We start from the raw sequence: 24,933 nt of genomic DNA, 5'->3' as shown, positions 1-24,933 counted from the left end.
GAGTTTTACCTCGTTTTAGGTAAGCATCCCTCCATCTACATTAATCACTTGACCTGTGATATAGGCACTCATATCACTTGCTAAAAATACACAAGCGTTTGCAATATCTTCTGGGCTACCACCACGTTTAAGCGGTATAGCATCTCTCCACGATGCAACAGTAGCCTCATCTAGCTTACCTGTCATTTCTGTCTCGATAAATCCTGGTGCAATCACGTTAGTACGTATGTTACGAGAACCTAGCTCTAGAGCCATAGATTTTGAAAAACCTATCATACCTGCCTTTGATGCTGCATAGTTTGCCTGCCCAGCATTTCCTTTTACTCCTACTACAGAGCTCATATTTATGATACTTCCCTTACGAGCCTTAAGCATTGTGCGTTGTACAGCCTTAGTCATATTAAAAATAGACTTAAGGTTTACTTCTATCACTTTATCAAAATCTTCTTCAGACATACGCATAAGGAGATTATCTTTTGTGATACCTGCGTTGTTTATCAAGATATCAATCGCGCCAAAATCTTCAAGTACATTTTTTACAAGTTCTTGTGCCTGCTCAAAATCTGCAGCGTTGCTTTTATATCCTTTTACCTTTACGCCAGTTCCTTCTAAGCTTTTCTCAAGCTCATCTGCCGCGGCAGATGATGAGCTGTATGTAAAAGCTACATTTGCCCCGTGTTGTGCAAAAACCTCTGCTATTCCTTTTCCTATACCACGGCTAGCACCTGTAATAATGGCTGTTTTTCCCTCTAGTAATTTCATTATAAATATTGTGTCTGTTGGCTGTTTATTCGTTAGTATTACTTCTTATCAATTACATACCTAACTAATTAGGTATGAAAGATGTCTTTTTATGCTTTCGCGAAAGCGCAATACGCAACTTAATTTTCTATATCAAATATAAGAATTACGATAACCATAAAGCACAAAAAAACCTCTCGATACTTGAGAGGTTTTTTTTATAGTTATTAGATAAAATACTAGCCTAAAACTTCTGCTACTTTCTTACCTATTTCTGCTGGAGAATCTACTACGTGTATTCCACATTCTCTCATAATTGCTTTTTTAGCTTGAGCTGTATCATCAGATCCACCTACAATTGCACCTGCGTGCCCCATTGTACGTCCTGCTGGTGCAGTCTCTCCGGCTATAAATCCTATAACTGGTTTCTTGCTTCCGCTTTCTTTATACCACTTTGCAGCATCACCTTCTAGTTGACCACCTATCTCACCTATCATTACGACAGCTTCTGTTGCTGGGTCATTTATAAGTAACTCTACAGCTTCTTTTGTAGTTGTCCCGATAATTGGGTCACCACCTATACCGATAGCTGTTGTGATACCAAGACCTTGTTTTACAACCTGGTCTGCAGCTTCATAAGTAAGTGTTCCAGATTTTGAAACGATACCTACTTTTCCTTCTTTAAAAACAAAACCTGGCATAATACCTACTTTTGCTTCTCCTGGAGTGATTACACCTGGACAGTTAGGTCCTATAAGGCGACACTCTTTTGTAGCGATATAGTCTGATGCTTTAATCATATCTGCAACAGGGATACCTTCTGTAATTGTTATAATTACTTTGATACCTGCATCTGCAGCTTCCATAATTGCATCTGCAGCAAATGCTGGCGGTACAAAAATAATAGTTGTGTCTGCTCCTACTTTTTCTACAGCTTCTTGTACTGTGTTAAAAACAGGCTTATCTAGGTGTACTTGTCCTCCTTTACCTGGAGTAACTCCACCTACTACATTTGTTCCATAGTCGATCATCTGGCCCGCGTGGAAAGTTCCCTCGCTACCTGTAAATCCTTGAACAATTATTTTTGAATCTTTATTTACTAAAACGCTCATCAGTTTGTTTTAAAATTTTGCTCTGCAAAAATAGCAGTTTGATTAAGTATTCTCAAGTAAAATATTAATGAATTTTACTTCCAAGACTTCATAGCCTCTTTATCTTCTTCTATAGGCTGGGTCATCTGGTAACCACGGTACATTAATCCGTCCTTAAGTTCCCATATAGCCATAAAGTGTGCAATAGGCTCTTCTACCTCTGGTGTCTCTATAGTAGTTACGTGATATGTAAAACGTATTACGACATTATCACCATCAGACATAAGGTGTGTAATATGAGGTCGCACTGCATCAAAAGACTTAGCAGCCTCTGTTGCCATATCCTTTACAGCCTGGATGTCCATATGATTGTATCCAGTTTTTGCATTCCAGTAAAGTTCCATTTCTGGATGCATATACTTATCAAGGTTAGAGGTGTCATTAAAAAAATCTGACTCATAAAACTCTCGCACGATCTTCTTCTTACTCTTAGCCATTATTGCTTATTTAATTTATCTAATAATTCTTGAACCTGGCGCAATGCCGCAAGTTCTTTATATTTTGTTCTAAAATCTCCTGCTGGAGATCCAAAATAACTTTTACCACCTTCTAGTGACTTACTTACGCCACTTTGTGCAGAGATCACGGCTTTACCACCTACGGTTATACCACTGGTTACACCTACCTGACCCCACAATGTCACTTCATCCTCTATAACTACACAACCAGCTATACCTGTCTGAGAGGCTATTAAAACCTTCTCTCCTATAACCGTATCGTGACCTATGTGCACCTGGTTATCTATTTTAGTACCAGCACCTACAGTAGTGTCTCCCGTAACGCCTTTATCTATAGTACAGGCAGCGCCTATATCTACATTATCTTTTATAACCACGCGACCACCAGATTTAAGTTTATCAAAACCTTCTGGTCGTTTTTTATAATAAAAAGCATCTGCTCCTAGTATACTCCCAGCGTGTATAGTCACATTATCACCTATTACCGTATGATCGTAAAGACTTACGTTAGAGTGTATGGTGCAATTTTTTCCTATTGTAACGTGATTACCTATAAAGGCATTAGGTTGTATAACCGTTCCCTCACCTATTGATGCTGTTGTGGCAACACTGGCTCCTGCACTCTCAAAAGGTTTAAAATGCGTAGTAAGTTTATTAAAATCTCTAAAAGGATCATCAGAGATAAGTAGTCCTTTGCCTTCTGGACAATCTACCTCTTTATTAATAAGTATTACCGTAGCAGCACTGTTAAGCGCTTTATCATAATACTTAGGATGATCTACAAAAACGATGTCTCCCGCCTCAACGACGTGTATCTCATTCATACCAAGTACTGGAAATGATGCATCACCCACAAAAGTGGCGTCTATGAGACTGGCGATTTCTTGAAGTGTATGTTGTTTTTGAAATTTCACGATTACGAATATAATAAGAAAATCCCGCCAAATTGCGGGATTTTTATAATTAGTTAGCTAGTATTATTTATTCTTTAACACGCTCCTTATACGTACCTTTTACAGTCTCGATCTTGATCTTATCTCCTTCATTTATAAATAAAGGTACATTTACCTCTGCTCCTGTCTCTACTGTTGCAGGTTTTGTCGCATTTGTAGCTGTATTTCCTTTTACTCCAGGCTCAGTATGTGTCACTTCAAGCACAACAGAGGCTGGCATATCTACAGAGAGTGGAGAGTTGTCTTCAGAGTTAATAAGTACAGTTACTACTTCACCTTCTTTTAATAAATCAGAACGATCTAGCGCTGTTTCTTGTAATGCAATCTGTGTATAATCTTCGGTATTCATAAAGTGATACCCTTCTCCATCATTGTATAAAAACTGAAATTTGTGAGTTTCTACACGTACTTCGTCTATTTTATGTCCTGCCGAAAATGTGTTATCTAACACTTTTCCAGTTGTCACGCTCTTCATTTTTGTACGTACAAAAGCTGGACCTTTACCAGGTTTTACGTGTAAAAATTCTACAATTTTATAGATGTCATTATTGTAGTGTAAACAAAGACCGTTACGGATATCTGATGTTGTTGCCATAAATTAAAATTAATCGACTACCTCTTAGCTCGAGATACTCATATTGATATTGTTGTTAAATAACGCTTTCGCGAAAATAGGAAAAGATTACCACTCTCCCCTCTTGTTTATTATTCTGTCACCCCGCGCCTAAAGCTAGAGATTATTTGATATGGTTTATATTCCGCTTTCGCGAAAGCGTAAACATAGCTATTAAGAGCTAAAGTACCCCTTCATAATACCGCGTTGAGAATTCTTTATAAACTGTAAGATCTCATCACGCTCTTGAGTTGCCTCCATCTCTGCTTCTATAATAGTGACCGCTTGTGAGTTGTTATAATTCTTTTGGTATAGTATACGGAAGATATCTTGTATCTCTCTTATCTTTTCTGTTGTAAAACCACGTCTACGTAGTCCTATAGAGTTTATACCTACATAACTTAATGGCTCACGACCTGCTTTTACAAATGGCGGTACATCCTTACGTACTAGCGATCCACCGGTTACAAAGGCGTGACTCCCTATGGTACAAAATTGCTGTATGGCAGCCATACCTGCAAGAACCACATAATCACCTACGGTAATGTGTCCTGCTAGCGTACTATTGTTTGAAAAAATACAGTTATCGCCCACGATACAATCGTGTGCTATGTGACAGTATGCCATAATCCAGCAGTTGTTACCTACTTGAGTTTTCATACGGTCTGATGTGCCACGGTTTATTGTAACACACTCACGTATCGTGGTGTTATCACCTATAATGGTAACAGTATCTTCGTCATTAAACTTTTTATCTTGCGGTACTGCCGAGATTACTGCTCCCGGAAAGATACTTACGTTCTTCCCTATACGAGCTCCCTCCATAATAGTTACGTTAGAACCTATCCAGCTTCCCTCACCTATTACAACATTATTATGTATAGTTGTAAAAGGCTCTATCACTACATTCTTTGCAATTTTTGCACCCGGGTGCACATATGCTAATGGCTGATTCATATTAGTTATTTTTTACTTTAACGATCTGAGCCATTATTTCTGCCTCCGACACTAATTTTCCATTTGCATAAGCTCGTGCTTGCATCTGGCAAATTCCTCTACGTATAGGCGCCATAAGGTCTAGCTTAAAAATAAGCGTATCACCCGGCACCACTTGATGTTTATATCTTACGTTATCTATTTTAAGTAAATATGTAAGATAGTTTTCTGGATCTGGCACTGTACTAAGTACCAGTATACCTCCTGTTTGTGCCATTGCCTCAATTTGAAGTACTCCTGGCATTACAGGTGCACCAGGAAAATGCCCTACGAAGAATGGTTCATTCATCGTGACATTTTTTATACCTATTACGTGCTCTTCTGTAAGTTCTAGAATTTTATCTACCAGTAAGAATGGAGGTCTGTGTGGTAACATCTCCATAATTTGATTAATATCCTTTACTGGCGCTGCGTGTAAGTCTACATCTGGCACATAGTTACGACGCTCATTTTTTATGATTTTCTGTAGCTTCTTTGCAAACTGTGTGTTTACAAAATGCCCAGGTTTATTTGCTATAACTTTACCACGTATACGGGTACCTGCAAGTGCAAGGTCACCTATTACATCAAGTAATTTATGACGTGCTGCCTCGTTTGCGTGATGCAAAGTAAGGTTGTCTAAAATACCGTTAGGTTTTACCGAAATGTGATCTTTATTAAAGGCTACACGTAACTTTTCCATTGTACTAGGCGATAATTCCTTATCTACATATACAATCGCATTGTTAAGATCACCTCCTTTTATAAGACCGTGCTCAAGTAGCATCTCTATCTCGTGTAGAAAACTAAAGGTTCTACTATCTGATATCTCTTCCTTAAACTCTGAGATGTGCTGTATACTTGCATTTTGAGTACCTAGCACCTTTGTACCAAAGTCTACCATTGTAGTTACCTGATACTCGTCTGATGGCATAAGGATAATCTCACTTCCCGTTTCTTCATCTCTATAAGTGATGACCTCCTTTACTATATACTCATCACGTGCTGCATCCTGCTCTTGTATACCTGCTTCTTCTAGTGCTTCTACAAAAAACTTTGACGATCCATCCATAATAGGCGGCTCAGATGCGTCTAGCTCGATAAGCAGGTTATCTATCTCTAGACCTACACAAGCAGCAAGAACGTGCTCTGTAGTTTGTATAGCCACTCCACCTTTTTCAAGGTTTGTACCTCTTTGAGTATTTGTAACGAGAGAGGCATCTGCATTGAGAATAGGTTCCCCCTCAAGGTCTATACGTTTAAACTTATATCCGTGATTTTCTGGCGCTGGCTTAAATGTCATTTTTACATTTGCACCAGTGTGTAAACCTACTCCTGTAAGGCTTACTTCTTTTGCTATCGTACGTTGTTGTGCTTTAGCGTTACCCATTGTTTTGTTGTTTTTCTAGTTTGTTTACCGCTTGTACAATTTTTGGTAAATTTTTAAAATGTACATAAGAGCGGTTCCAGTCTGCGTAGTTAAATGACGGAGAGCCTTGCAGCACTTCACCATCTTTTATATTTCTTCCTATACCAGATTGTGCTTGTATGCGCACTTTATCACCTATGGTGAGGTGACCAGAGATACCTACTTGCCCACCTATAAGACAGTGCTTACCTATCTTAGTAGAACCTGCAATTCCTGTTTGAGCAGCAATAGCGGTGTGTGCACCTATCTCTACGTTATGTGCAATCTGTATTTGGTTATCTAGTTTTACTCCTCTTCTTATAATAGTAGATCCTAGTGTAGCACGATCTATAGTAGTACCAGCACCTATATCTACGTGATCTTCTATAATTACATTACCTGTTTGTGGTACTTTACTATACTCCCCTTTTTCATTTGGCGTAAAGCCAAATCCATCTGCGCCTACTATAGCACCACTGTGTATATAAACCGTATTACCTATCACACTGTCTGAGTATACCTTAGACCCTGCAAAAAGCACGCAGTTATCACCTATGGTTACATTATCACCTATATAAACGTTAGGATAAATCTTTACATTATCACCTATACGCACGTTATCTCCTAAATAAGAAAATGCACCTAGATATAGCCCTTCACCATAACTAGCCGTATCAGATATAAAACAAGGTTGTTCTATACCAGACTTACTTAGTTTTACTTGGTTATAATATTCTAATAATTTTGAGAAAGACTTATAAGCATCTTCTACACGTATGAGTGTAGGCTTAACTTCTTGATCTGCCACAAAATCATTACCCACAATGGCAATACTAGCCTCTGTTGAGTAGATGTATGATGTATACTTAGGGTTTGCCAGAAAAGTAAGAGAACCAGGGGTTCCTTCTTCTATTTTGGCGAGCTTAGAGACCTCTACTTCTGGGTTACCTTCTACGGTCCCTTCTAGTATGCCTGCGATTTGGGTTGCGGTAAATTTCATAAAGCACAAAAATAGGAAAAATTAACGTTTAGGTTTTGGGTAACACAGATAGTTTTTAACTACTTCTTTAGTAAGCGATTTTAAACTAAGCTGGTCACTAGCCTTTACAACATCTACAATCTTTCCATTACTCAATAATATATTAATCCCCCCTTTTTTATAATTATACGCTTGATTTGATATCGTACCTGTAAACACAAAGTAGCTCGCCTCGTGATGAGATATATCATATTGCTCCATAAGTGTAGTCGTTTGCTTTTCAAGTTTAGCTGGTGCAAAAGGCTTCTTACGTATTTTTACTTTTAATAAGTCTCTATTTATGATACTCTTAGAGAGCTCAGATAGCACAAAGTCCTTATGTGAGCACCACTCCTTCATTGCCGAAATAATGTCATAATCATCAAGCTGTGCAAAGGTATCTAAGCTCTTTTTTATGGTATCGCTATCTATTTGATTTTGTAAAAAGAACTGCAGTGCCTTGCTAGAAGGTAATATCTCACCCTCTCGCGAGAGCTCTTTTGCTCTTTTAAGCACCCTGGTAAGCAATTGCTCTGCAACGATACCCGTTTTATGTAAATACACTTGCCAGTACATAAGGCGTCGCGCCACGAGAAACTTCTCTACCGTATACACCCCTTTTTCTTCTACTACTAGGTGGTCATCCTTTACATTGAGCATTGCGACTATGCGCTCTGTATTAATGTTACCCTCTGCCATACCCGTATAAAAGCTATCGCGCTTGAGGTAGTCTGTACGGTCCATATCTAGCTGCCCAGAAACCAGCTGATTTAAAAACGAGCGATGATATGAGCCTTCAAAAATCTGTATGGCAAGCGTTAAACTTCCGTTAAACTCCTCATTGAGAGCCTCCATAAATAAGGTAGAAATATCTTCGTGACTCACTCCATCTACAATGCTATGCTCCATCGCGTGCGAAAAAGGACCGTGACCTATATCGTGTAATAAGATGGCGATAAGTACAGCTTCTTGCTCTGCCTCAGATATGACAACACCTTTGTCTACAAGGACTTTGAGCGCTTTTTGCATTACACCCAGACAGCCTATAGCGTGCTGAAATCTGGTGTGATGCGCCCCAGGATATACGAGATAAGAGAGTCCCATCTGAGTGATACGTCTCAGTCGCTGAAAATATTTGTGCTGTATGAGATCGAAGAGCACCCCATTTGGTATGGTAATAAACCCATAAATAGGGTCGTTAATAATTGTAACTTTGGAAGACTGCAATAGAAAAAGTTTAAATTCTGTTGTTTTACGCTTTCGCGAAAGCGTACTCCTTACAAATATAAGGTTTCACCATACAACGGTAAGGCCACTAAAGAACTAACTATATATATGAGCAACATACAAATACTCTGGGTAGACGACGAAATAGATTTATTGAAACCACACATACTCTTTCTTGAAAAGAAAAACTATAGCGTGACCACCTGTGATAACGGTGCAGAGGCAGTAGATATGATAGATGAACAAAACTTTGACATCATATTTCTAGATGAGAATATGCCTGGCCTCACGGGGCTTGAGACGCTCAATGAGATAAAAAATAAAAGAGAAAATGTGCCCGTCGTGATGATCACTAAGAGTGAAGAAGAGTACATTATGGAAGAAGCCATAGGCTCAAAAATAGTAGACTACCTTATAAAACCGGTAAACCCTAACCAGATCTTACTAAGCTTAAAGAAAAACCTTGACCATAGCCGTCTTATAAGCCAGAAAACAACATCCTCATACCAGCAAGAGTTTAGAAAAATTGCGATGGACCTCTCTATGATAAATAGTTTTGAAGAGTGGAGCGAACTGTACCAGAAACTCATTTACTGGGAGATGGAGCTAGAGGGCATAGAAGATAGCGGGATGTTTGAGATTCTAGAGTCTCAAAAAACAGAGGCAAATAACCAGTTTTGTAAATTTATAGATAAAAATTACCCAGACTGGTTTGACGGTTATGATGCTCCTACAATGTCTCACACCTTATTTAAGGACAAGGTGCAGCCTCATATTAAAAAGGGTACTCCTACCCTCTTTGTGGTGATAGATAATATGCGCTATGACCAGTGGAAGGCTTTTGAGCCACACCTTGCTGCCCATTATAAAAAAGTACAAGAAGAGCCTTACTACAGTATACTCCCTACCGCAACACAGTATGCTCGTAATGCCATATTTTCTGGGCTTATGCCAGAAGATATGAAAAAGAAACACCCCAATCTATGGCTAGATGATACAGATGAGGGAGGAAAAAATATGCACGAGGCGGCCTTTCTTGAGGCGCAACTTAAGAGACTAAGCCTAGATGTAAAGTGGGAATACCATAAAATTACTAATCTTAAAAATGGTAAAAAGCTAGCAGACAACTTTAGATCTCAAAAGGATAACGACCTTACTGTGGTGGTCTATAACTTTGTAGATATGCTCTCGCACTCTAAAACCGAGATGGAGGTCATAAAAGAGCTAGCTAGTAATGATAAGGCATACCGCTCCCTTACAGAGAGCTGGTTTAAAAACTCACCGCTGCTCTCTATGATACAGCAAGCACAAGAGCTAGGTATGAAGCTGGTACTTACCACAGACCACGGTACTATTAATGTAAAAAATCCTTCTAAGGTAATAGGTGATAAAAACACCAGTCTTAACCTGCGTTATAAAACAGGCCGTAGCCTTACCTATGAAGATAAAGATGTACTCGCAGCACCAGACCCGCGCACCATACACTTACCTTCTATAAATATGAGTAGCTCTTATATTTTTGCAAAGAGTGACCTCTTTTTTGCCTACCCAAATAACTTTAACCACTACGTGAGTTATTACAGAAATACCTACCAGCACGGCGGCGTGAGCCTTGAAGAAATGGTGATTCCATTTGTTGTAATGGAACCTAAATAGACCTGTTACGCTTTCGCGAAAGCGTAAACTCAACTAAAAAACCACAGCCAAAAGCTGTGGTTTTTTTATACTATTATGAGATATGACAACTCGATTATTATTAGGAATATTTATAAAACAAGGCTGCTTTTTTATGATTCTTCGTAAACACATTTTGTACGTCATCTAGGAAAAGAGCATCTTTAAATTATAAAACAATTAAAATGCTCAAAGCAAAATACCTCCCTCTTTTCTTTTTATTATTACATAGTGTCTTTGGCTTATCTCAAGAACAAGAAACCAAAAGAAAAAAGTTCTCCTTCTCTATAGGTACAGAATATAGAATAACAACTATAAAAGAACTTGAGCCAGGTCTTATTATGTCTTTAGCGCCTGTATCATTTAATACTGATGATATGTTAATAGGTCCCTCCATAAACTATGAGTTGGGGTGGGAGTTTGTAAAAAATTGGAGTTTTAACTTTTCACACTCCTTACGTTATAACTTTGTCTATAACGAGAGAGCAAACGTTCCAAATAATTTGGAAATAACTTATGACAAGCCTATATATAGATTAATAATGGATTATAATTTTTATATAGAAAAGCATTTTATGCTCTCACAAGGCAAGAGCCTTTACGTGAGGTTTGGAACAAGTATTGCAAATACTGGAACAAGATATGCCACTACGCAATTTTTAGATATACCTGAACTGGGTGAATTTGGTAGTATAGCTACTAGAAGAGATGGAAATTTTACGTGGTATCCTACTAATGCGGCTTTAGGTTATGAAAGCAATGGCATAAGCTTTACAGGTGGCATATACTTTTCTACACAACACGAGTTTGGTACGACCACAAGACCTAATGCTTCTATTATATTGCCGTACTTTAACCTGAGCTATCGACTTAAGAAGTTTTAAACACCCTCCTTTTTAAATAAAAAACCACAGCTCTGGCTGTGGTTTTTTTATGATGCTATAAGATATAAAAACGTAGTTACCCCGTTTTATTAATTCGCTCTAAAAAGTCTATCACATTATCATCCTTTTTCTTCACAGCAGTCTCTTTAATACCCTCTAGATTCTTAATAAAATAAGACACAGAGAGTCCAGTCACACGCTTAAAGTGTGTAGAAAATGATTTTACGTTAGAAAAACCTATCTCCTCTGCAATGGCGGCAACAGTATATGAACGTAGTTTGTGAGAAGCATACAGCTCCTTAAGCACATAATTAACACGTAAATCACTTAGGTAGGTAGAAAAATTATCAGATTTTTCTACATTAATGTATTTAGAAAGATAGGAGGCGTTTGTTCCTATTTGTGCAGCAAGGCTCTTAAGCGTCACATTATGAGAAGTGAAAAGGGCCTTTTTCTCAAAACGGTCTAGACCTTCTTGTATCTTTTCTAGCTGCGCTGGCTTTATGTGTGATAAAGGGCCGTCTTGCTCAGCTTTTACAACAGGTAAGGTTGCTTCGGCTTCCTTTACAGGGTTTGTTTCTTGTACAACCCACTCACTATATATGGCGCGCAAGTTTTCAAAACGTTGTTTTAAAATACGTCGCTTTCTATATTGAATAAGCGCATAAAATAGGGCAAGTAACCCTAGGCTTATAAAAAAAATAAGACCAAGGTTGCGCTGTTTTTTATCACCCTCAAGACTTTGTATAACTGCTTCCTTTTCTGAGAGTAATTGAGGGATTGTATAAGATGCCACAATACCATCACCTATGGTTTTACTAAGTGAACCATAATCCTCTTCATAGGTTATCATTTTATTGAGGTACTCAATTTGTTTTGTGCTATTACCCGTGTTTTTGTAGTGTGTAAGGAGGTAATCGTAGGTGGTTTTAAGTTCTTGAAAGAAATAATCTGCACCACCAGTCTCGTGTAAACTATCAGTTTTAAGAAATGAAGCGAGCGCCTCTTCAGGCTGCCGTAGTCCTTTATGAGCAATACCTTTTAAAGCATAAGAGTGTGATAAAGCATCGGGATCTGCATTTTTACTTATAGATAAATATTGATTTGTAAGTTGCAATCCTTTTTTATACTCCCCGCTTTTTATGGCTATACCTCCCCTTAGGCTCATACTTCTGGTCAAATAATTGCTGTCATTTTCTTGCATACCGTAAGTATGTACTTTTTCTATATATATAGATGCGCTATCTAGTATATGCCGTTTAAAATAATTTATTGCGAGACTATATTGAACATTTACCAAAGCAGATTTGTAATAGGAATCATCGCCGTAGGGATGTATTTTCTTTATATTATCATATTGATAACCTTTCTCTACTTCTTTAAATAAATCTGTTCCTTCTGGTAATTTACCGCTATCACTAAGTAATACTCCCATTATATCCATTAGAAGATACTTGTTAGATAAATTTTGAGATTCTTCAGATACGTTATATGCTTTTTCGGCGGCGCTGTAAGCTAGATCAAAATCATCTTTATAAAAATAATAGATTGCCTTATCAAGTAAGAGTCGCTCATATATATCAGATAACTTAATATTTACTGTGTAATCAATAGCATAATCTAATATCTCAATATCACCCCCTCTAAAATTGCTTAAGCTACCATAGAATTTAGCAAAATCGGCTTTTAAATCTTTTTGATGAGCAGTAGTAATAAGATACTTAGCATAGTGCTCTACGGTTAACGAATCAACATTTGCAGGTAGATCATTAGAAAATTTAAAAAACCGTTTTCTAAGTACTGAGTAGTCTATAGAAGCTATAGAATCTGGCACTTCTTGATCTGTGATATAGGGTAGGTCTTGGCTGGATACCAAAGCTGGTAGGCAAAGAAGTATTGTAAAGAAATATAAGGTGTAAACCTTCATAAGGGAAACTAACTAATAGCCGACAAAAATAGAAATTACATTTTAAATTTTACGAAATTTCTTACGATTTTAGAATGTAGACTATCCTTTTAGCCACCTTTTGATCATACAAAACTTATATATTGCAAAGCGTGAGTACGCTTTCGCGAAAGCGTACTAAAAATCAATATACCTTAACCAGCTTTATTCACACGGTCAGAAAGGTTGATAACGCCGTCTTTATCCTCCTTAGAAAAGCTGTCTCGCTCACTAGAAAGATTTTTTATAAAATAGGAGACCGAAAGCCCAGTGACACGTTTAAAGTGTGTTGAAAATGATTTTACGTTAGAAAAGCCTACCTCCTCTGCTAAAGCGGCCACTGTGTAAGATTTTAATTTTGGATTGTTATAAAGCTCTTTGAGGACATAATTAATTCTCAAATCATTTAAGTAAGTAGAAAAATTCTCAGATTTTTCAACATTAATATATTTCGAAAGGTATGAGGCGTTTGTCCCAATTTGTTTGGCAAGGCTCTTGAGGGTCACGCTATGAGATGTAAAAAGAGCCTTTTTCTCAAAAAGATCTAGGCCTTCTTGTATCTTTTCTAGCTGGGCTGGTTTAATATGTGATAATGCGCCTTCTATATGATCTTGCACAATAGGCATCGTAACGGCAGTAGCTTCTTCTGGCTTTTTCTCAGTAGTTATGCGTTCACTATAAGTATCTCTTAAGTTTATAAAACGTTGCTTTAACTTGAGTCGTCTTCTATACTGGTAAATCGCAAAGCTTATCGCTGCCAGTCCCAATATTACAAAGAGAATTAAACCAATGTTTCTACTTTCTTTTTCTTGTTCTAAGGTCTTTATCGCGTTTTCTTTTTCTGACAGTAACTCTGGTAACGTGTAAGACGCTATTATCTGATCACCTATATTCTGGCTAAGTTTGCCATACTCCTCTTCATAAGCAATCATCTTGTTGAGATATTCAATTTGTCTAGTTACATCTCCTGTTTGTTTATAATGATTGTGTAGATACTCATAAGTCACTTTTAAATCTGAAAATAAATAATCTGATCCAGCAACATCACGTAAACTATCGGCTGTGAGAAATGAAGTTAAAGCCTTCTCAGGTTGATGTAAACCCCTATAGGCGATGCCTTGCATTGTATAGGAGTGAGAAAACTCATCATTATCTAGATTAACTGCTATGTCTAAATATTCATTGGTAAACTTTAAACCTTCGTTATAGCTTCCCTGTCTGATTAAAATACCACCTTTGAGACCCAAATATGCGCTAACATATTCTGTGTTACCAGAGATATCGGTATACTCTTTTACTTTGTTTATATATTCAGAAGCTTTTTTATAATTATGAAGCCTAAAATATGCTAAAGCCAGACCATACTGTATTTCTGTAAGAGCCTCCTTAATATATTGATCAGTATCAAACTTAAATATTTCATTAATTACATCAGTATGATATAACTCTTCAAGTTCTAAATACATTTTAATAGCCTCCTTAATTTTACCACTGTCTTCTAGCAAAACTCCCATAATATTCTTTGTAGTATACGCTATAACTGGATTATCAAAACGTTGATTCTTATCATAAGCTTCTTGAGCTAAACTATAAGCTTCTTCTAAATTAGACTCTGTATTAATAAAAAAAAGAGCTTTACTTATTAAAGCTTTAATGTGGAACTCGTCAAGATTATGTGTTTTCGTATATCCTAATACATAATCAATAGTAGGTAAACTATTTTCACGATAATTACTTAGTGTATCATAAAAATTGGAGACTTCTAGATGGTCATTTTTCTCTGTAGCTTTAATTATTAAATCTTTACTGTACAACTCTAATAATAGCGTATCAATTACTTGAGGGTCTTTGTAAGTAAGTTCAAAGAATTTTTTCCTTACTGTTTGATAATCTTGTAGGCGTATAGAATCTGGAACTTTATTATCTATTAGGAAAGGTAAATCTTGAGCCTTACCAGAAATAGTTACAACAGAAAAAATTAAAAAAAGGAGAAAAACGCGCTTCTTCATAAATAACAAGTAAAAGTCAAAAATATACATTCATTAATAAACAAACGAAATTTCTTACTTAATTCATAATACTCATAACATCTTATAGTTTACACGTAAAACTTAAAGTAAGTGTATGTCGTACCGCTGTTTTATGCCGTTATTTTAGCAGGATTTTTGACTTCAAGTGTCTATTTGAAATACATTATGCTCTTTTTAGTTTAGATGAACTAAACAACGCACAAACCATTGGTTTACAGCATACTGAAATTTCGGTAAAAAGATAAATATAGACGGTATATTTATAAATGTACCTATACCCTAGTTGATTGGTATGGTATAAAACAAGACCTTTAAATTATTAATGTCGTTTAAGGACAATCAAAAAATGGACAAGTACCTGATTCTATTTACTATTACAATGTAGTAATAGTAAAATAAGGTACTATCACAATTCTAATGATCGGTGTTTATCAACTCGTTTTTTACTACATATTAGGGGTTTGCAACTGAAACAAGTTATATGAAGGGATCTAACAGTTAATCAAATGTTGCCTTCAAATCTATTACAGATTGACATCGATTTATTAGAATTATAGTAAGTATTACGCTCGCAATACTTCTCTCAAAACTACTCTTCTTCTTACTAGAAAATAACATCTTCATAAACCTCATTCCTACTTCTTAAGGAAAGGAATAAAATTCTATTCAAAAAATTCAACCCAGATATTACAAAAAAATGACAATAGCTCTTGTCAATTCTAATTGAAAGAATATTCCTACTCTTTTAAATATTTTAAGACTCATAATTAGTATTTGAACGATAAAAGTTTAAAAAATTCTTATATTAGCAACGCCCTTAAACTACTTAATAATGCAAATATCTTATGATTTATCTGATATAGAAGCTATTGCAGATAAAATCATCACTACCGTCCGAAGCAACGTATTGCTTTTTTATGGAGAGATGGGTGCTGGTAAAACAACACTTATTAAAGCCATTGCAAAAAAACTTGGTGTGACAGACACCATAAGTAGCCCCACTTTTTCAATAGTTAATGAATATGTCACAGGTAATGATCAGCTCATTTACCACTTTGACTTTTATAGAATCACAAATCAAGAAGAAGCGCTTGATATGGGATTTGAAGAATATATATATAATGGCGACTGGATATTTATTGAGTGGCCTGATAATATTTCAAAATTTTTACCAAAAGAGGCTGATATTATCAAGATAGAGAAGCAAAACACTAATAAAAGAGTAATATCAATAAATTAATTATGTTAAAATTATGTTAATGTGATTTAACAAAAATGTAGGTTTTTTCTGATAACTAGATTTTACCTATTGATAAATAACCTAACATAAAACTTTTAATCGAAAAATAGGATTTTAATAGACAACCCCTAACAAGTGTAAAATGTTGTTTTCGTGTATTTTTTTTCAAAAAGGGCGCGAATATACAAAAAAAAGCAATTGGTTATAATTTGAGAGAATAGAGTGATGTTTGTACCAACAAATCATTAATACTCAAAACACTCTAAATTATGAAAATTAAAGCTTTACTATTAGGCCTGCTTATCGCGGGAGCAACAGCATTAACGTACACTGCAATAACAGAAAATGCAGAACAAGCAATCGATAAAGGAGCAATTAAAGTACCACCAAGGGGATAAAAGAAAAATTTTATCTGTAGGTACACTTATTGCCTTATGTGTAGTGCTATCGCCTATACTTTTTTATGCATATCAAGGATTCCCAAATCTGAAAACTTGGGAGTCCTTTTTGTTTGGTACGATACACAGTAATTATTACGAAAGTATTCACACCTTAGCTTGGGTAGTTTTTAGCAAAGTTGTTCCCTTTATGTTATTATTAATCTGGTTTTTCACCTGTAAACACTGGTGGTATCATTCTATTTTAGTGCCAATAGCGATGTATGTTTTCCAGATTTATACTACAATTCAAGATGATTTACAATTTGCAGATACTGATGAATTCTACATTATCATACCTCTTATAGCAATTGTCGCAGCTATAACGTATACAATCAGAACAAAAATATTTGATCGTTTATATGGTGTAAATCTAGATCAAGAGCTTAAACGTGTACGTTGGAATGGTAAAATTGTTACCATACCTGCAGACTCTCCTTTAGATTTGCAACAAATTAATGATGAAAGTGAAGAGATCATAGAAGATGAAGAAGAAGATGATGTTTTTTGAACTTCTCTTATGCTATAAAAATCACTCTTTAGTTTAGATAATAATCATACTTACTCTAACATCATTATATCTTACTTTACGCTTCCGCGAAAGTAGCCACTCCCCTATTAAATATAAATTAAGCTATTATATATAGTTTCTAAAAATTAAGGCTAAAAGAAATTCATAAAAAAACTCCCTACAGAGCCGTAGAGAGTTTTTTTATGTTGTAATATGGTGTTTTATCGCTTCAACGTAAAATGCCCATTTATGGTACGTTGTGTCCCTAGGTCATCTACCTCTGTAAACTCTACTCTAAACCAGTAGTCATTACTCGGCATCGGTTGTCCATTAAAGGTACCGTCCCATCCTGGGCTTGTAGGGCTCAGCTGTTTTAAGAGCTTCCCGTATCTATCAAAGATAAAAATCTTCGCATTCAGGTTAGGATCTACTCCTAGCCCTATAATATTCCACGTATCGTGGAAACCATCTGCGTTAGGTGTAAAGAAACGTGGGTAATCGATAATCCCTATCTCAAACTCAGAGATCGAACAGTTACCACTTGCTAGTCTTCCAAAAATGGTGTGCGTCCCTGGAGTCACATTTGTAAAAGTCGTACTACTCTGGAACGGGCCATCATCTAGTGCAAACTCATACTCAGAGCTAGGGTCTACCCCCGTTATATTGATCACCTCTACCGTGTACAATCCGCTACTGTTAAAAGAAGGTTCTAGTACAATCGCCTCAAACACCGGCGCGCTCTCTGCCGTATATACCGCCTCTGCGAGGTAATCACACTCCGTACCATCTACATACGTAGCTGTGACCAGCACCTGATAGGTTCCTGCAGCATCTACAGTCACCACAGGGTCTTGTGATATCAATGCACCATCGAGCGTCCACGCATAGCTATAGCTCACCCCAATCTGAGGATCTTCTACCGTACCATCTATTGTAAATGGATCAAGCGCTTCACCCGTAATCTCATCCACACAAATCTGTCCACCCTCATTGCTAAGGTCTGTATATGGTAGTGGTTGCACAAAAATCTCAAAGTCTACCACCATCGTACTCTCACAGTTACTAGCTGTATTAACCGCTCTGGCATATATAGTCTGTGGGTTACTCGTATTCACATAGGCACTAGGCGTGTCTATTGCATTTATCATTGCCTCTGCATCTGCAAGGCTGGTGTAGTAAGTTACAGAGGTTGCAGTTACACCTCCAGTAATCATCGCATTTTGCTGCGTAAGGTCAAAGGTGGCCTCATCTTGGTTAGGCGCAACATTAATCCCAAGATCATCGGCACACTGTACCATATTATCTGCTGGAGATACCTCTGGACGACTTTCTACTGTAAAGATGATGCTTGTAAAGTTCACACAGCCTGTGGTGTTATCTTCAATACGCACAAAAAGCTCCTCACCATCTGCCACCGTGTATGGCGAACTTAGTGCAGCAGTGTTTGCCTCTGCCTGCACCAGTAACTGGTGATAGCTTATCGTAAAATCACTCGTTACCTGTGGCGCCGCAAGAATCCCTATCTCATCTGCTAGGGTCGTAAGATCAACACTTCCCATTGTATCATCTCCATCAAATTCTTCACAGAAGGTATAATCAATAGGTCCCGCTTCTGCCAAAACAGGTAGCGGATTTACAATCACCTCAAAAGGCACAATTACATAACATAAGTTTCCGTCGCTGTCTAAGTCATCATCTCCTGGCACATTACGTTCCACACGTGCATAGAGCGTTTGGTTGCCAGATGTGGTATTGATAAAATTGGTAACATCTGCCACTGCAAGTGTTGGGTCGTCTGGGTTCGCTTCCGCGAAAGCGAGATCTGTATACACTAAGATATCTACAGGCTCACCTCCACCTATCTGAGCAATCACACCCGTAAGATCAAAGCTCTCAAAACCATCGGTATCTGAACCAGAACCAGCGTCAATCACCCCATCGCCATCAGTATCAATATCTGTCGTGGCATCACACACCTCCACGGCATCTGGCATTGTGTTAGGCGTAGGTAGTGGTAACACCTCAATGTCAAAAGTAGTCTGGTCGGTACATCCTGCTGCGCTAGAGACTACTGCCTGTATCGTCTGTGGGTTCTGAATGTTTGTATAAGCCGTAGGGTCTGCAATAGGCGTATCACTCATCTGGTCTGCAAGACTCGCATAATAGGTCACAGATAATAATGGATCACCACCGGTAAGACTTGCCTCATTAACGGTAAGGTCAAACACATTAAAGGTATCTGCATCATCATCACAAACCATTAGATCTAGATCATCATTGGCTGGGTTTGCCGTAGGTGGGCTTTCTACAGAGATTTCAAAAGAGCTCACTGCAGCACATATATTTGGACTGCCATCATTTACTTGTAAACGTACCCAGATTACCTCAAGTGGTGTCATCTGTGTTGCGTTATAGTTCGCTGGATCTAAGATTGGGTTGTTACCCGTTTCTGCATCTGCGAGGGTATTATGATACGTGATGACAAGCGTGGTTGCATCTTGTGTTCCTATGATGGCAACCTCGTTTTGAGTAAGGTCGATGATTTCCATCAGGTTGTTATCATCATCACACTCAGTAAGTGTTTCAAGAGCCGTAGGAATCTCTGGGATAGGATATACCACAAGCTCAAACTCATAAATCTTAGTACAAGCCGTTGCCGTAGCAGGGTTGGTGTCTTGTGCTACCACATACAGTGAGGTCATCCCTGTGATGTTGTTATAAGGAACGGTAATATCTATCTGCCCTGCTCCCGTGTCTGCCGTGGCATTATCTAGGGTTTCATAAAAACGTAGGGTGATATCTGTAAGCGTTGCTAATAAGTCATCATTATACTGTTGCAAATCAAAGGCTCCAAAACCATCATTGTCTTCATCACAGGCTATAGCCTCTGGTAAAGGTTCTCCAATGACAGGTAGCGGATTTACCTGTAGGTCTACCGTGGTCTCTGCACCACACATTCCTGCATCACTACTACTTACTAAGATAAAAAGCGTCTGCGGACTACTACCATCATTGATATATGCCTCTGGTGTGGCAATAGCATTTGCAATACCGGCATCTAGGTCTGCTTGCGACTCATAGTAGGTCACGGTAAGGGTTGGGTCGCCACCGGTAATACCTGCATCAAGGCTGGTAAGGTCAAAAGTGGTAATTCCATCATCATCGGTTCCCACGAGGGCACCCGCACTATCACAGGCTTCAAAAAGCCCTGGTGGAGTGATGGTAGGAATCATTGCGATGTTTAGATTAAAAGTACCTACTACAGTACAACCTGTTGTGGTGTCTTCTAGACGTACCCACAGCTGGGTAGCTGGTGCACTGGCAAGGTAGTTCACAGGATCTGCAATAGGCATATCTGCCGCACTGCCTACCATAGCTTCTGCACTACCAAGAGTCTCGTGGTACGTAAGAGTTACAGCTGCAGGGGTTTGTGTCCCATAAATCACTGCGTCGTTTTGTGTAAGATCAAACAGCGCTTGCCCATCTCCATCATCATCACACTCGGTAAGGTCTGGGATGGTGGTAGGTAGTACCGGTGCAGGTTGCACGATAAGTTCTAACTCCACGATGCGGTAACACTCAGTGCTGGTAGCTGGGTCTGTATCTGTCGCACGTACATAGATGGTTCTTGATACCGTCTGGTAGGCTGCTGGGTTTGCAATGGCAGGTGTACCTAGCTCGGCAGCGGCAATTGTCTCGTGGAAACTAAGTCCCACAAAGGCCTCGCCATTTATAATATCTGTTGTTACCTGGCCGGTAAGATCAAAAATAGCATCGCCATCATTATCTGGGTCGCCATCATTTGCCATTGTATCACACTCTTCTATTGGTGCTATGGTGGTAGGTGATGGTAATGGATTTACCACTAAGGTTAAGGTGATGGTTTCATAACAAGACGTTACTATATCTTCTACACGTACAAAGATGGTTTGGTTTGCCATCACCACATTCTGATACATATCTGCAAGTGCTGGTGTACCCGCATCTGCATCTGCTTGGGTGAGGTGATAGCTTACACTCCAGTCATCATTACCACCAGTAATCTCATCGTCACGGCTACGTAAATCAAAGCTTGCAAACTCATCGATATCACTACCGCTTTCTATGTCATCACAGAGCTCGTATTCGGCAGGTTGGATAGGAGTTGGTAATGGGTTTACAATAAGTTCTAAAGGAGCAATATTACTACAGAAGGTCATCGTAGTGGTCATCTGTGCAGTGTCGGTTACTAGGGCATAAACGGTAGCGGTATTACTCGTATAAGCAGTAGGGGTTGCAATGGCAGGAGTACCAGCTTCCGCGGAAGCGAGAGAAGAAAACCACTCCACCGTATGCGTTGCAGCGTCTAAGCCGCCTAGAATATTAGCTTCTTGTGTACTTAAATCAAATATTTGAAGCCCATCGGTATCGTCATCACACAGGGCGTATGGAAGCGCATCTTGGTTAGGCATTGGGGTGTTGAGCACACGCAGGGTAAGCGGTGTGGTGCTGTAGCAACCGGCATCGTTAAAGACACGGGCATACACAATTTGCTCAAAAGGCTCATTGTTGATGTACATCATATTATCGAGCTCCTGACCTACTGGTGCATTATCTGCATCTGCCTGGGTGAGGTAATAGGCGACGGTAAGGGTTGGGTCTCCACCGGTGATTTCGGCGTCTCTAGAGGAAAGCACGAAGAAGTCAAAAACTCCGTCGTTATCATCATCACACTCCTCATAATCTGCAGGGGTTACGGGTACCGGCACTGGGAAGCTACGCACACTAAGATTTACTGTCGCATAACAAGCTGTGGTATTATCGGTCACACGAGCCACCACAATCTGAGGGTTGGTGGTCATTGTAAACATTGTTTTGTCTGGGATACTTGCATCACTAGCATCGGCCCCAGCCTGGTCTAAGTGGTAGGTAATAGTAAGGTTTGCATCAAAACCACCCGTAATCTCAATATCTTTTGAAGAGAGGTCTACCGTGGTAAGTCCATCTATCACACCATCATCATCACAAACTTGAAGCTCGGTAGGTGTGGTGAGTACAGGATTTTGGTTTACGATGAGCTCAAAGTTCATCGCAAGATTGACAAAATCAAACGTAGTACAGCCTGTAGTGGCATCCTCTAGACTGTAGTAAATGGTCTGAGGGTTGCTGCTGTTTGAAAAAGCAGTAGGGCTGGCAATGGCATTCATCGCCGTGTAATTCCCTACATTTTCATAATAAGTAACTAGAATATTAGGATCACCGCCCGTAATCTCGGCATCGTTCTGGGTTAAATCAAATTGTGCAGCATTTGCGATAGGTGAACATTCTTCAAGTGAAGAGATGTTGGGTAGAAAGGTGGGGTTAGCCTCCACATTGAGCAAAACGTGTATCCCTAGACCACGACAGTCGTTTGCAGTATCGCCATCTACACGTACCCAGATGCCTTGCTGTCCATTTGCATCTGTATAGGTTAGATTATTTGTATAGGCATCAATAGTTGCCGTAATAGGATTGGTCTCTGTTTCTGCTTCTTGCTGGGTTTCGTAATAGCTTACAGTAAGCATCTGTCCAGCAGGAAATAAAGCTAGCACTTGTGCTGTAGCATCAGAAAAATCAAATACTGACTGACCATCACTATCTGTATCACACTCAAAATATTCTAATTGAAAAGTATCAGGAATCTCTGAAGTATCTACCTCAAGATCAATCTGAGCCTGACGCGTACATCCATTTATGGTAGATATAGTCACGCTTATGGATTCGTTGTTTTGTATTTGATTTAAATATGCCATCGGGTCGACTATTGGTGATCCTCCAGAATCAAAATAAACAAACGTTTCATTATTTGAATCGGCACTAAGTAGGGTCTGTGCTTCTGTGAGATTGAAAAAAGCAAAACCATCTTGATCTGTATCACATTGCGATAACAGTACAGTATTATTTAAAAGTACTGGAAGCTCTGCCACATCAAGCGTAACTTCTCTAATTGCGAAACAATTTACATCGCCATTATTTTCAACTCGCACCCATATCATATCATCCGTACTAGTATAAGCAAATGGTAATGGCATCACATTGTTTGTTGCATCCATAGCCGTCTCGTGATAAGAAACACTGAACATAGCTGGGTCTTGAGTGTCAAGAATAAGACTATTTAACGATGATAAATCAAATACAGTCTCTCCGTTTGTATCACTACCGTCTGATGCATCATCACAAACGATAAAAATTCCAGGATCATTTGCAATAGTTTGACTATTTACTGAAATTATAAATGAGCCCACCTCAAAACAATCTGGACTTAAATCTGTTTCTACACGAACCCATATCTCTTGAGAACTGGATGTATTTGTATATGAATCAGGATTAGGAATCTGATTAATATTCATCTCTGCATCTGACTGATTTTCGTAGTAGGTAACACTTACAACCATAGGATCCTGTGTTCCTAAAATATCTGATGTTTGATCATTTAAATTAAAAATTTCAACACCATCACCAGATGGATCATCACATACAGTTAAATCCAAAGGATCATTATAAATCGCCTCTGCAAACTCTATGACAGCTGTATCCTCACCAAGGCATCCAGTTCCTGCATCTACTAACACTCTATATTCGCCAGCTACATTAACATCTATAATAGGTGTTGTAACTTGCATCCCTGCACCGTCTAGTAGCGGCATAAAACCACCACCATTATCTACCTCCCAAGCATAGCTTATCGCACCATCAAATGTAGCATCAAGCGTAAGTGTCTCTCCTTCACAAACAGCATTAAATTCTGAACCTATTCTATCACCACCTATATCAACTCCTAAATTAAAACTCCCGGCTTCTAAAAAAACTGCGATATCTCTAATAGAGTCACCTTGATCTGCAACTACAAGTTTTATCGTATAAGGATTACCTACTACTACAGTTCCTACTGCCGTTAATGAAACCGTTTGTCCCCGGAAGTTTATAGCAGAATTTGCTTCTGGATTAAATGGTAAAAAATTATAACGATCAAAATATTCCTCATTTATAGCAGGACAATTTCCAGGTACTTCTGGATGAATATTAGTCACCTCAATTGGAGTATTTGTACCAGGAAGTACAGCTAGATTTTGAACTACGCCTGTTGTTAAGTCCGTTAATATAAAGGCAAATGCATCTGAAAATGAACATTCAAAACCTTGATTATACTCTTCGGAGGCCATTATAAAGTTAAAATTTAACTCATCGACAAAAGGTGTAAAATCAAACTGTATAAAACTTGCATCATTAGTATTTATAGCTGTAGTATTTGCTTCAAGATCTGGATCACCTGCCCAGCCACCACCACTAGGTGTCCCGTCTACTTCTGGTCCTGGTACATTATTTACATTACCTGAGACTAATACTATCCCAGCTTCATAAGGGAAATCTGCTCCATTTGCCTCAAATGAACCAATCCCATTTACCCCGGCACCTTGATCTAAGCCAGTAGATTTTGAAACATTACTAATTTCTGCACATTCACTAGAACTACCTATAAGAATATCTGTAATTAAAGTTTCAACATCTGCAACGGTTGTTGCACTTCCATCTACTGTTATTGCCTGAGCATTAACTTGCACAGTAAAAAGTGATAGTAATAATACAGGTATTAGAATTAAAGATGATCTCATAATGGATGTCGTTTTAATGGAGATTTCTTACCATAAA

At 38.3% G+C, this 24,933-nt stretch carries 17 protein-coding genes; 5 read left to right on the top strand and 12 right to left on the bottom strand.

Annotation, left to right across the window (positions count from 1 at the left end; all coding sequences use genetic code 11):
* Positions 1 to 15: 15 nt before the first annotated feature.
* The 9 genes from fabG to ABVM49_RS11130 form a co-directional block, all read right to left on the bottom strand.
* Positions 16 to 762 carry a 3-oxoacyl-[acyl-carrier-protein] reductase gene (fabG, locus tag ABVM49_RS11170; protein ID WP_021778947.1) on the bottom strand — a complete coding sequence of 249 codons (747 nt, stop codon included), beginning with the start codon at positions 760 to 762 and terminating at the stop codon, positions 16 to 18.
* A gap of 218 nt (positions 763 to 980) precedes the next feature.
* On the bottom strand, positions 981 to 1,853 hold the full coding sequence (sucD, locus tag ABVM49_RS11165) for a succinate--CoA ligase subunit alpha (RefSeq protein ID WP_021778946.1): 873 nt from the start codon (positions 1,851 to 1,853) through the stop codon (positions 981 to 983).
* A gap of 74 nt (positions 1,854 to 1,927) precedes the next feature.
* Positions 1,928 to 2,329 (bottom strand): nuclear transport factor 2 family protein, encoded by a 402-nt coding sequence (locus ABVM49_RS11160; RefSeq protein WP_405201968.1) that lies wholly within the window; start codon positions 2,327 to 2,329, stop codon positions 1,928 to 1,930.
* Positions 2,329 to 3,264 (bottom strand): UDP-3-O-(3-hydroxymyristoyl)glucosamine N-acyltransferase, encoded by a 936-nt coding sequence (locus ABVM49_RS11155; RefSeq protein ID WP_405201967.1) that lies wholly within the window; start codon positions 3,262 to 3,264, stop codon positions 2,329 to 2,331. Before ABVM49_RS11155 ends, ABVM49_RS11160 begins: the two co-directional genes overlap by 1 nt.
* 67 nt (positions 3,265 to 3,331) lie before the next feature.
* Positions 3,332 to 3,898 carry an elongation factor P gene (efp, locus tag ABVM49_RS11150; protein WP_021778943.1) on the bottom strand — a complete coding sequence of 189 codons (567 nt, stop codon included), beginning with the start codon at positions 3,896 to 3,898 and terminating at the stop codon, positions 3,332 to 3,334.
* Positions 3,899 to 4,090: 192 nt separating this feature from the next.
* Positions 4,091 to 4,873 (bottom strand): acyl-ACP--UDP-N-acetylglucosamine O-acyltransferase, encoded by a 783-nt coding sequence (gene lpxA, locus ABVM49_RS11145; RefSeq protein ID WP_021778942.1) that lies wholly within the window; start codon positions 4,871 to 4,873, stop codon positions 4,091 to 4,093.
* Between the two features lies 1 nt (position 4,874).
* Entirely contained in the window at positions 4,875 to 6,281 is a 1,407-nt protein-coding gene (locus ABVM49_RS11140) for a bifunctional UDP-3-O-[3-hydroxymyristoyl] N-acetylglucosamine deacetylase/3-hydroxyacyl-ACP dehydratase (RefSeq protein WP_021778941.1), read from the bottom strand.
* A complete protein-coding gene (gene lpxD, locus ABVM49_RS11135; protein WP_405201964.1) occupies positions 6,274 to 7,299 on the bottom strand; it encodes a UDP-3-O-(3-hydroxymyristoyl)glucosamine N-acyltransferase in 1,026 nt (341 codons plus the stop codon). The genes ABVM49_RS11140 and lpxD overlap by 8 nt, the downstream gene beginning before the upstream one ends.
* A gap of 21 nt (positions 7,300 to 7,320) precedes the next feature.
* On the bottom strand, positions 7,321 to 8,544 hold the full coding sequence (locus tag ABVM49_RS11130; RefSeq protein WP_405201962.1) for an HD domain-containing protein: 1,224 nt from the start codon (positions 8,542 to 8,544) through the stop codon (positions 7,321 to 7,323).
* Between the two features lie 108 nt (positions 8,545 to 8,652).
* On the opposite strand from ABVM49_RS11130, the gene ABVM49_RS11125 reads away from it, so the two are divergent.
* Positions 8,653 to 10,200, top strand: a complete 1,548-nt coding sequence (locus ABVM49_RS11125; protein ID WP_405201959.1) for a PglZ domain-containing protein — start codon at positions 8,653 to 8,655, stop codon at positions 10,198 to 10,200.
* A 203-nt stretch (positions 10,201 to 10,403) separates the two neighbouring features.
* Entirely contained in the window at positions 10,404 to 11,102 is a 699-nt protein-coding gene (locus ABVM49_RS11120) for a hypothetical protein (protein ID WP_405201958.1), read from the top strand.
* A 76-nt stretch (positions 11,103 to 11,178) separates the two neighbouring features.
* Here the strand turns inward: ABVM49_RS11120 and ABVM49_RS11115 are convergent, their stop codons facing one another.
* The gene (locus ABVM49_RS11115) at positions 11,179 to 12,978 is read right to left on the bottom strand and encodes a helix-turn-helix domain-containing protein (RefSeq protein WP_405201957.1); all 1,800 of its coding nucleotides are present in this window, start codon (positions 12,976 to 12,978) and stop codon (positions 11,179 to 11,181) included.
* Positions 12,979 to 13,202: 224 nt separating this feature from the next.
* A complete protein-coding gene (locus ABVM49_RS11110) occupies positions 13,203 to 15,056 on the bottom strand; it encodes a helix-turn-helix domain-containing protein (protein WP_405201956.1) in 1,854 nt (617 codons plus the stop codon).
* An 853-nt stretch (positions 15,057 to 15,909) separates the two neighbouring features.
* On the opposite strand from ABVM49_RS11110, the gene tsaE reads away from it, so the two are divergent.
* The 3 genes from tsaE (at position 15,910) to ABVM49_RS11095 (ending at position 17,265) form a co-directional block, all read left to right on the top strand.
* On the top strand, positions 15,910 to 16,317 hold the full coding sequence (tsaE, locus tag ABVM49_RS11105; RefSeq protein ID WP_405201955.1) for a tRNA (adenosine(37)-N6)-threonylcarbamoyltransferase complex ATPase subunit type 1 TsaE: 408 nt from the start codon (positions 15,910 to 15,912) through the stop codon (positions 16,315 to 16,317).
* A gap of 269 nt (positions 16,318 to 16,586) precedes the next feature.
* Complete coding sequence (locus ABVM49_RS11100) at positions 16,587 to 16,715, top strand: hypothetical protein (RefSeq protein WP_405201954.1); 129 nt, start codon at positions 16,587 to 16,589, stop codon at positions 16,713 to 16,715.
* A gap of 190 nt (positions 16,716 to 16,905) precedes the next feature.
* Complete coding sequence (locus ABVM49_RS11095) at positions 16,906 to 17,265, top strand: hypothetical protein (protein ID WP_405201953.1); 360 nt, start codon at positions 16,906 to 16,908, stop codon at positions 17,263 to 17,265.
* A 221-nt stretch (positions 17,266 to 17,486) separates the two neighbouring features.
* Here ABVM49_RS11095 and ABVM49_RS11090 read toward each other — a convergent pair whose 3' ends face one another.
* Entirely contained in the window at positions 17,487 to 24,896 is a 7,410-nt protein-coding gene (locus ABVM49_RS11090) for a choice-of-anchor L domain-containing protein (protein ID WP_405201952.1), read from the bottom strand.
* Between the last annotated feature and the right edge of the window lie 37 nt (positions 24,897 to 24,933).

Source organism: Dokdonia sp. LLG6352-1, from assembly GCF_045055815.1.
GTDB lineage: Bacteria > Bacteroidota > Bacteroidia > Flavobacteriales > Flavobacteriaceae > Dokdonia > Dokdonia donghaensis.
This window is presented reverse-complemented; position numbering and strand designations above follow the sequence as displayed.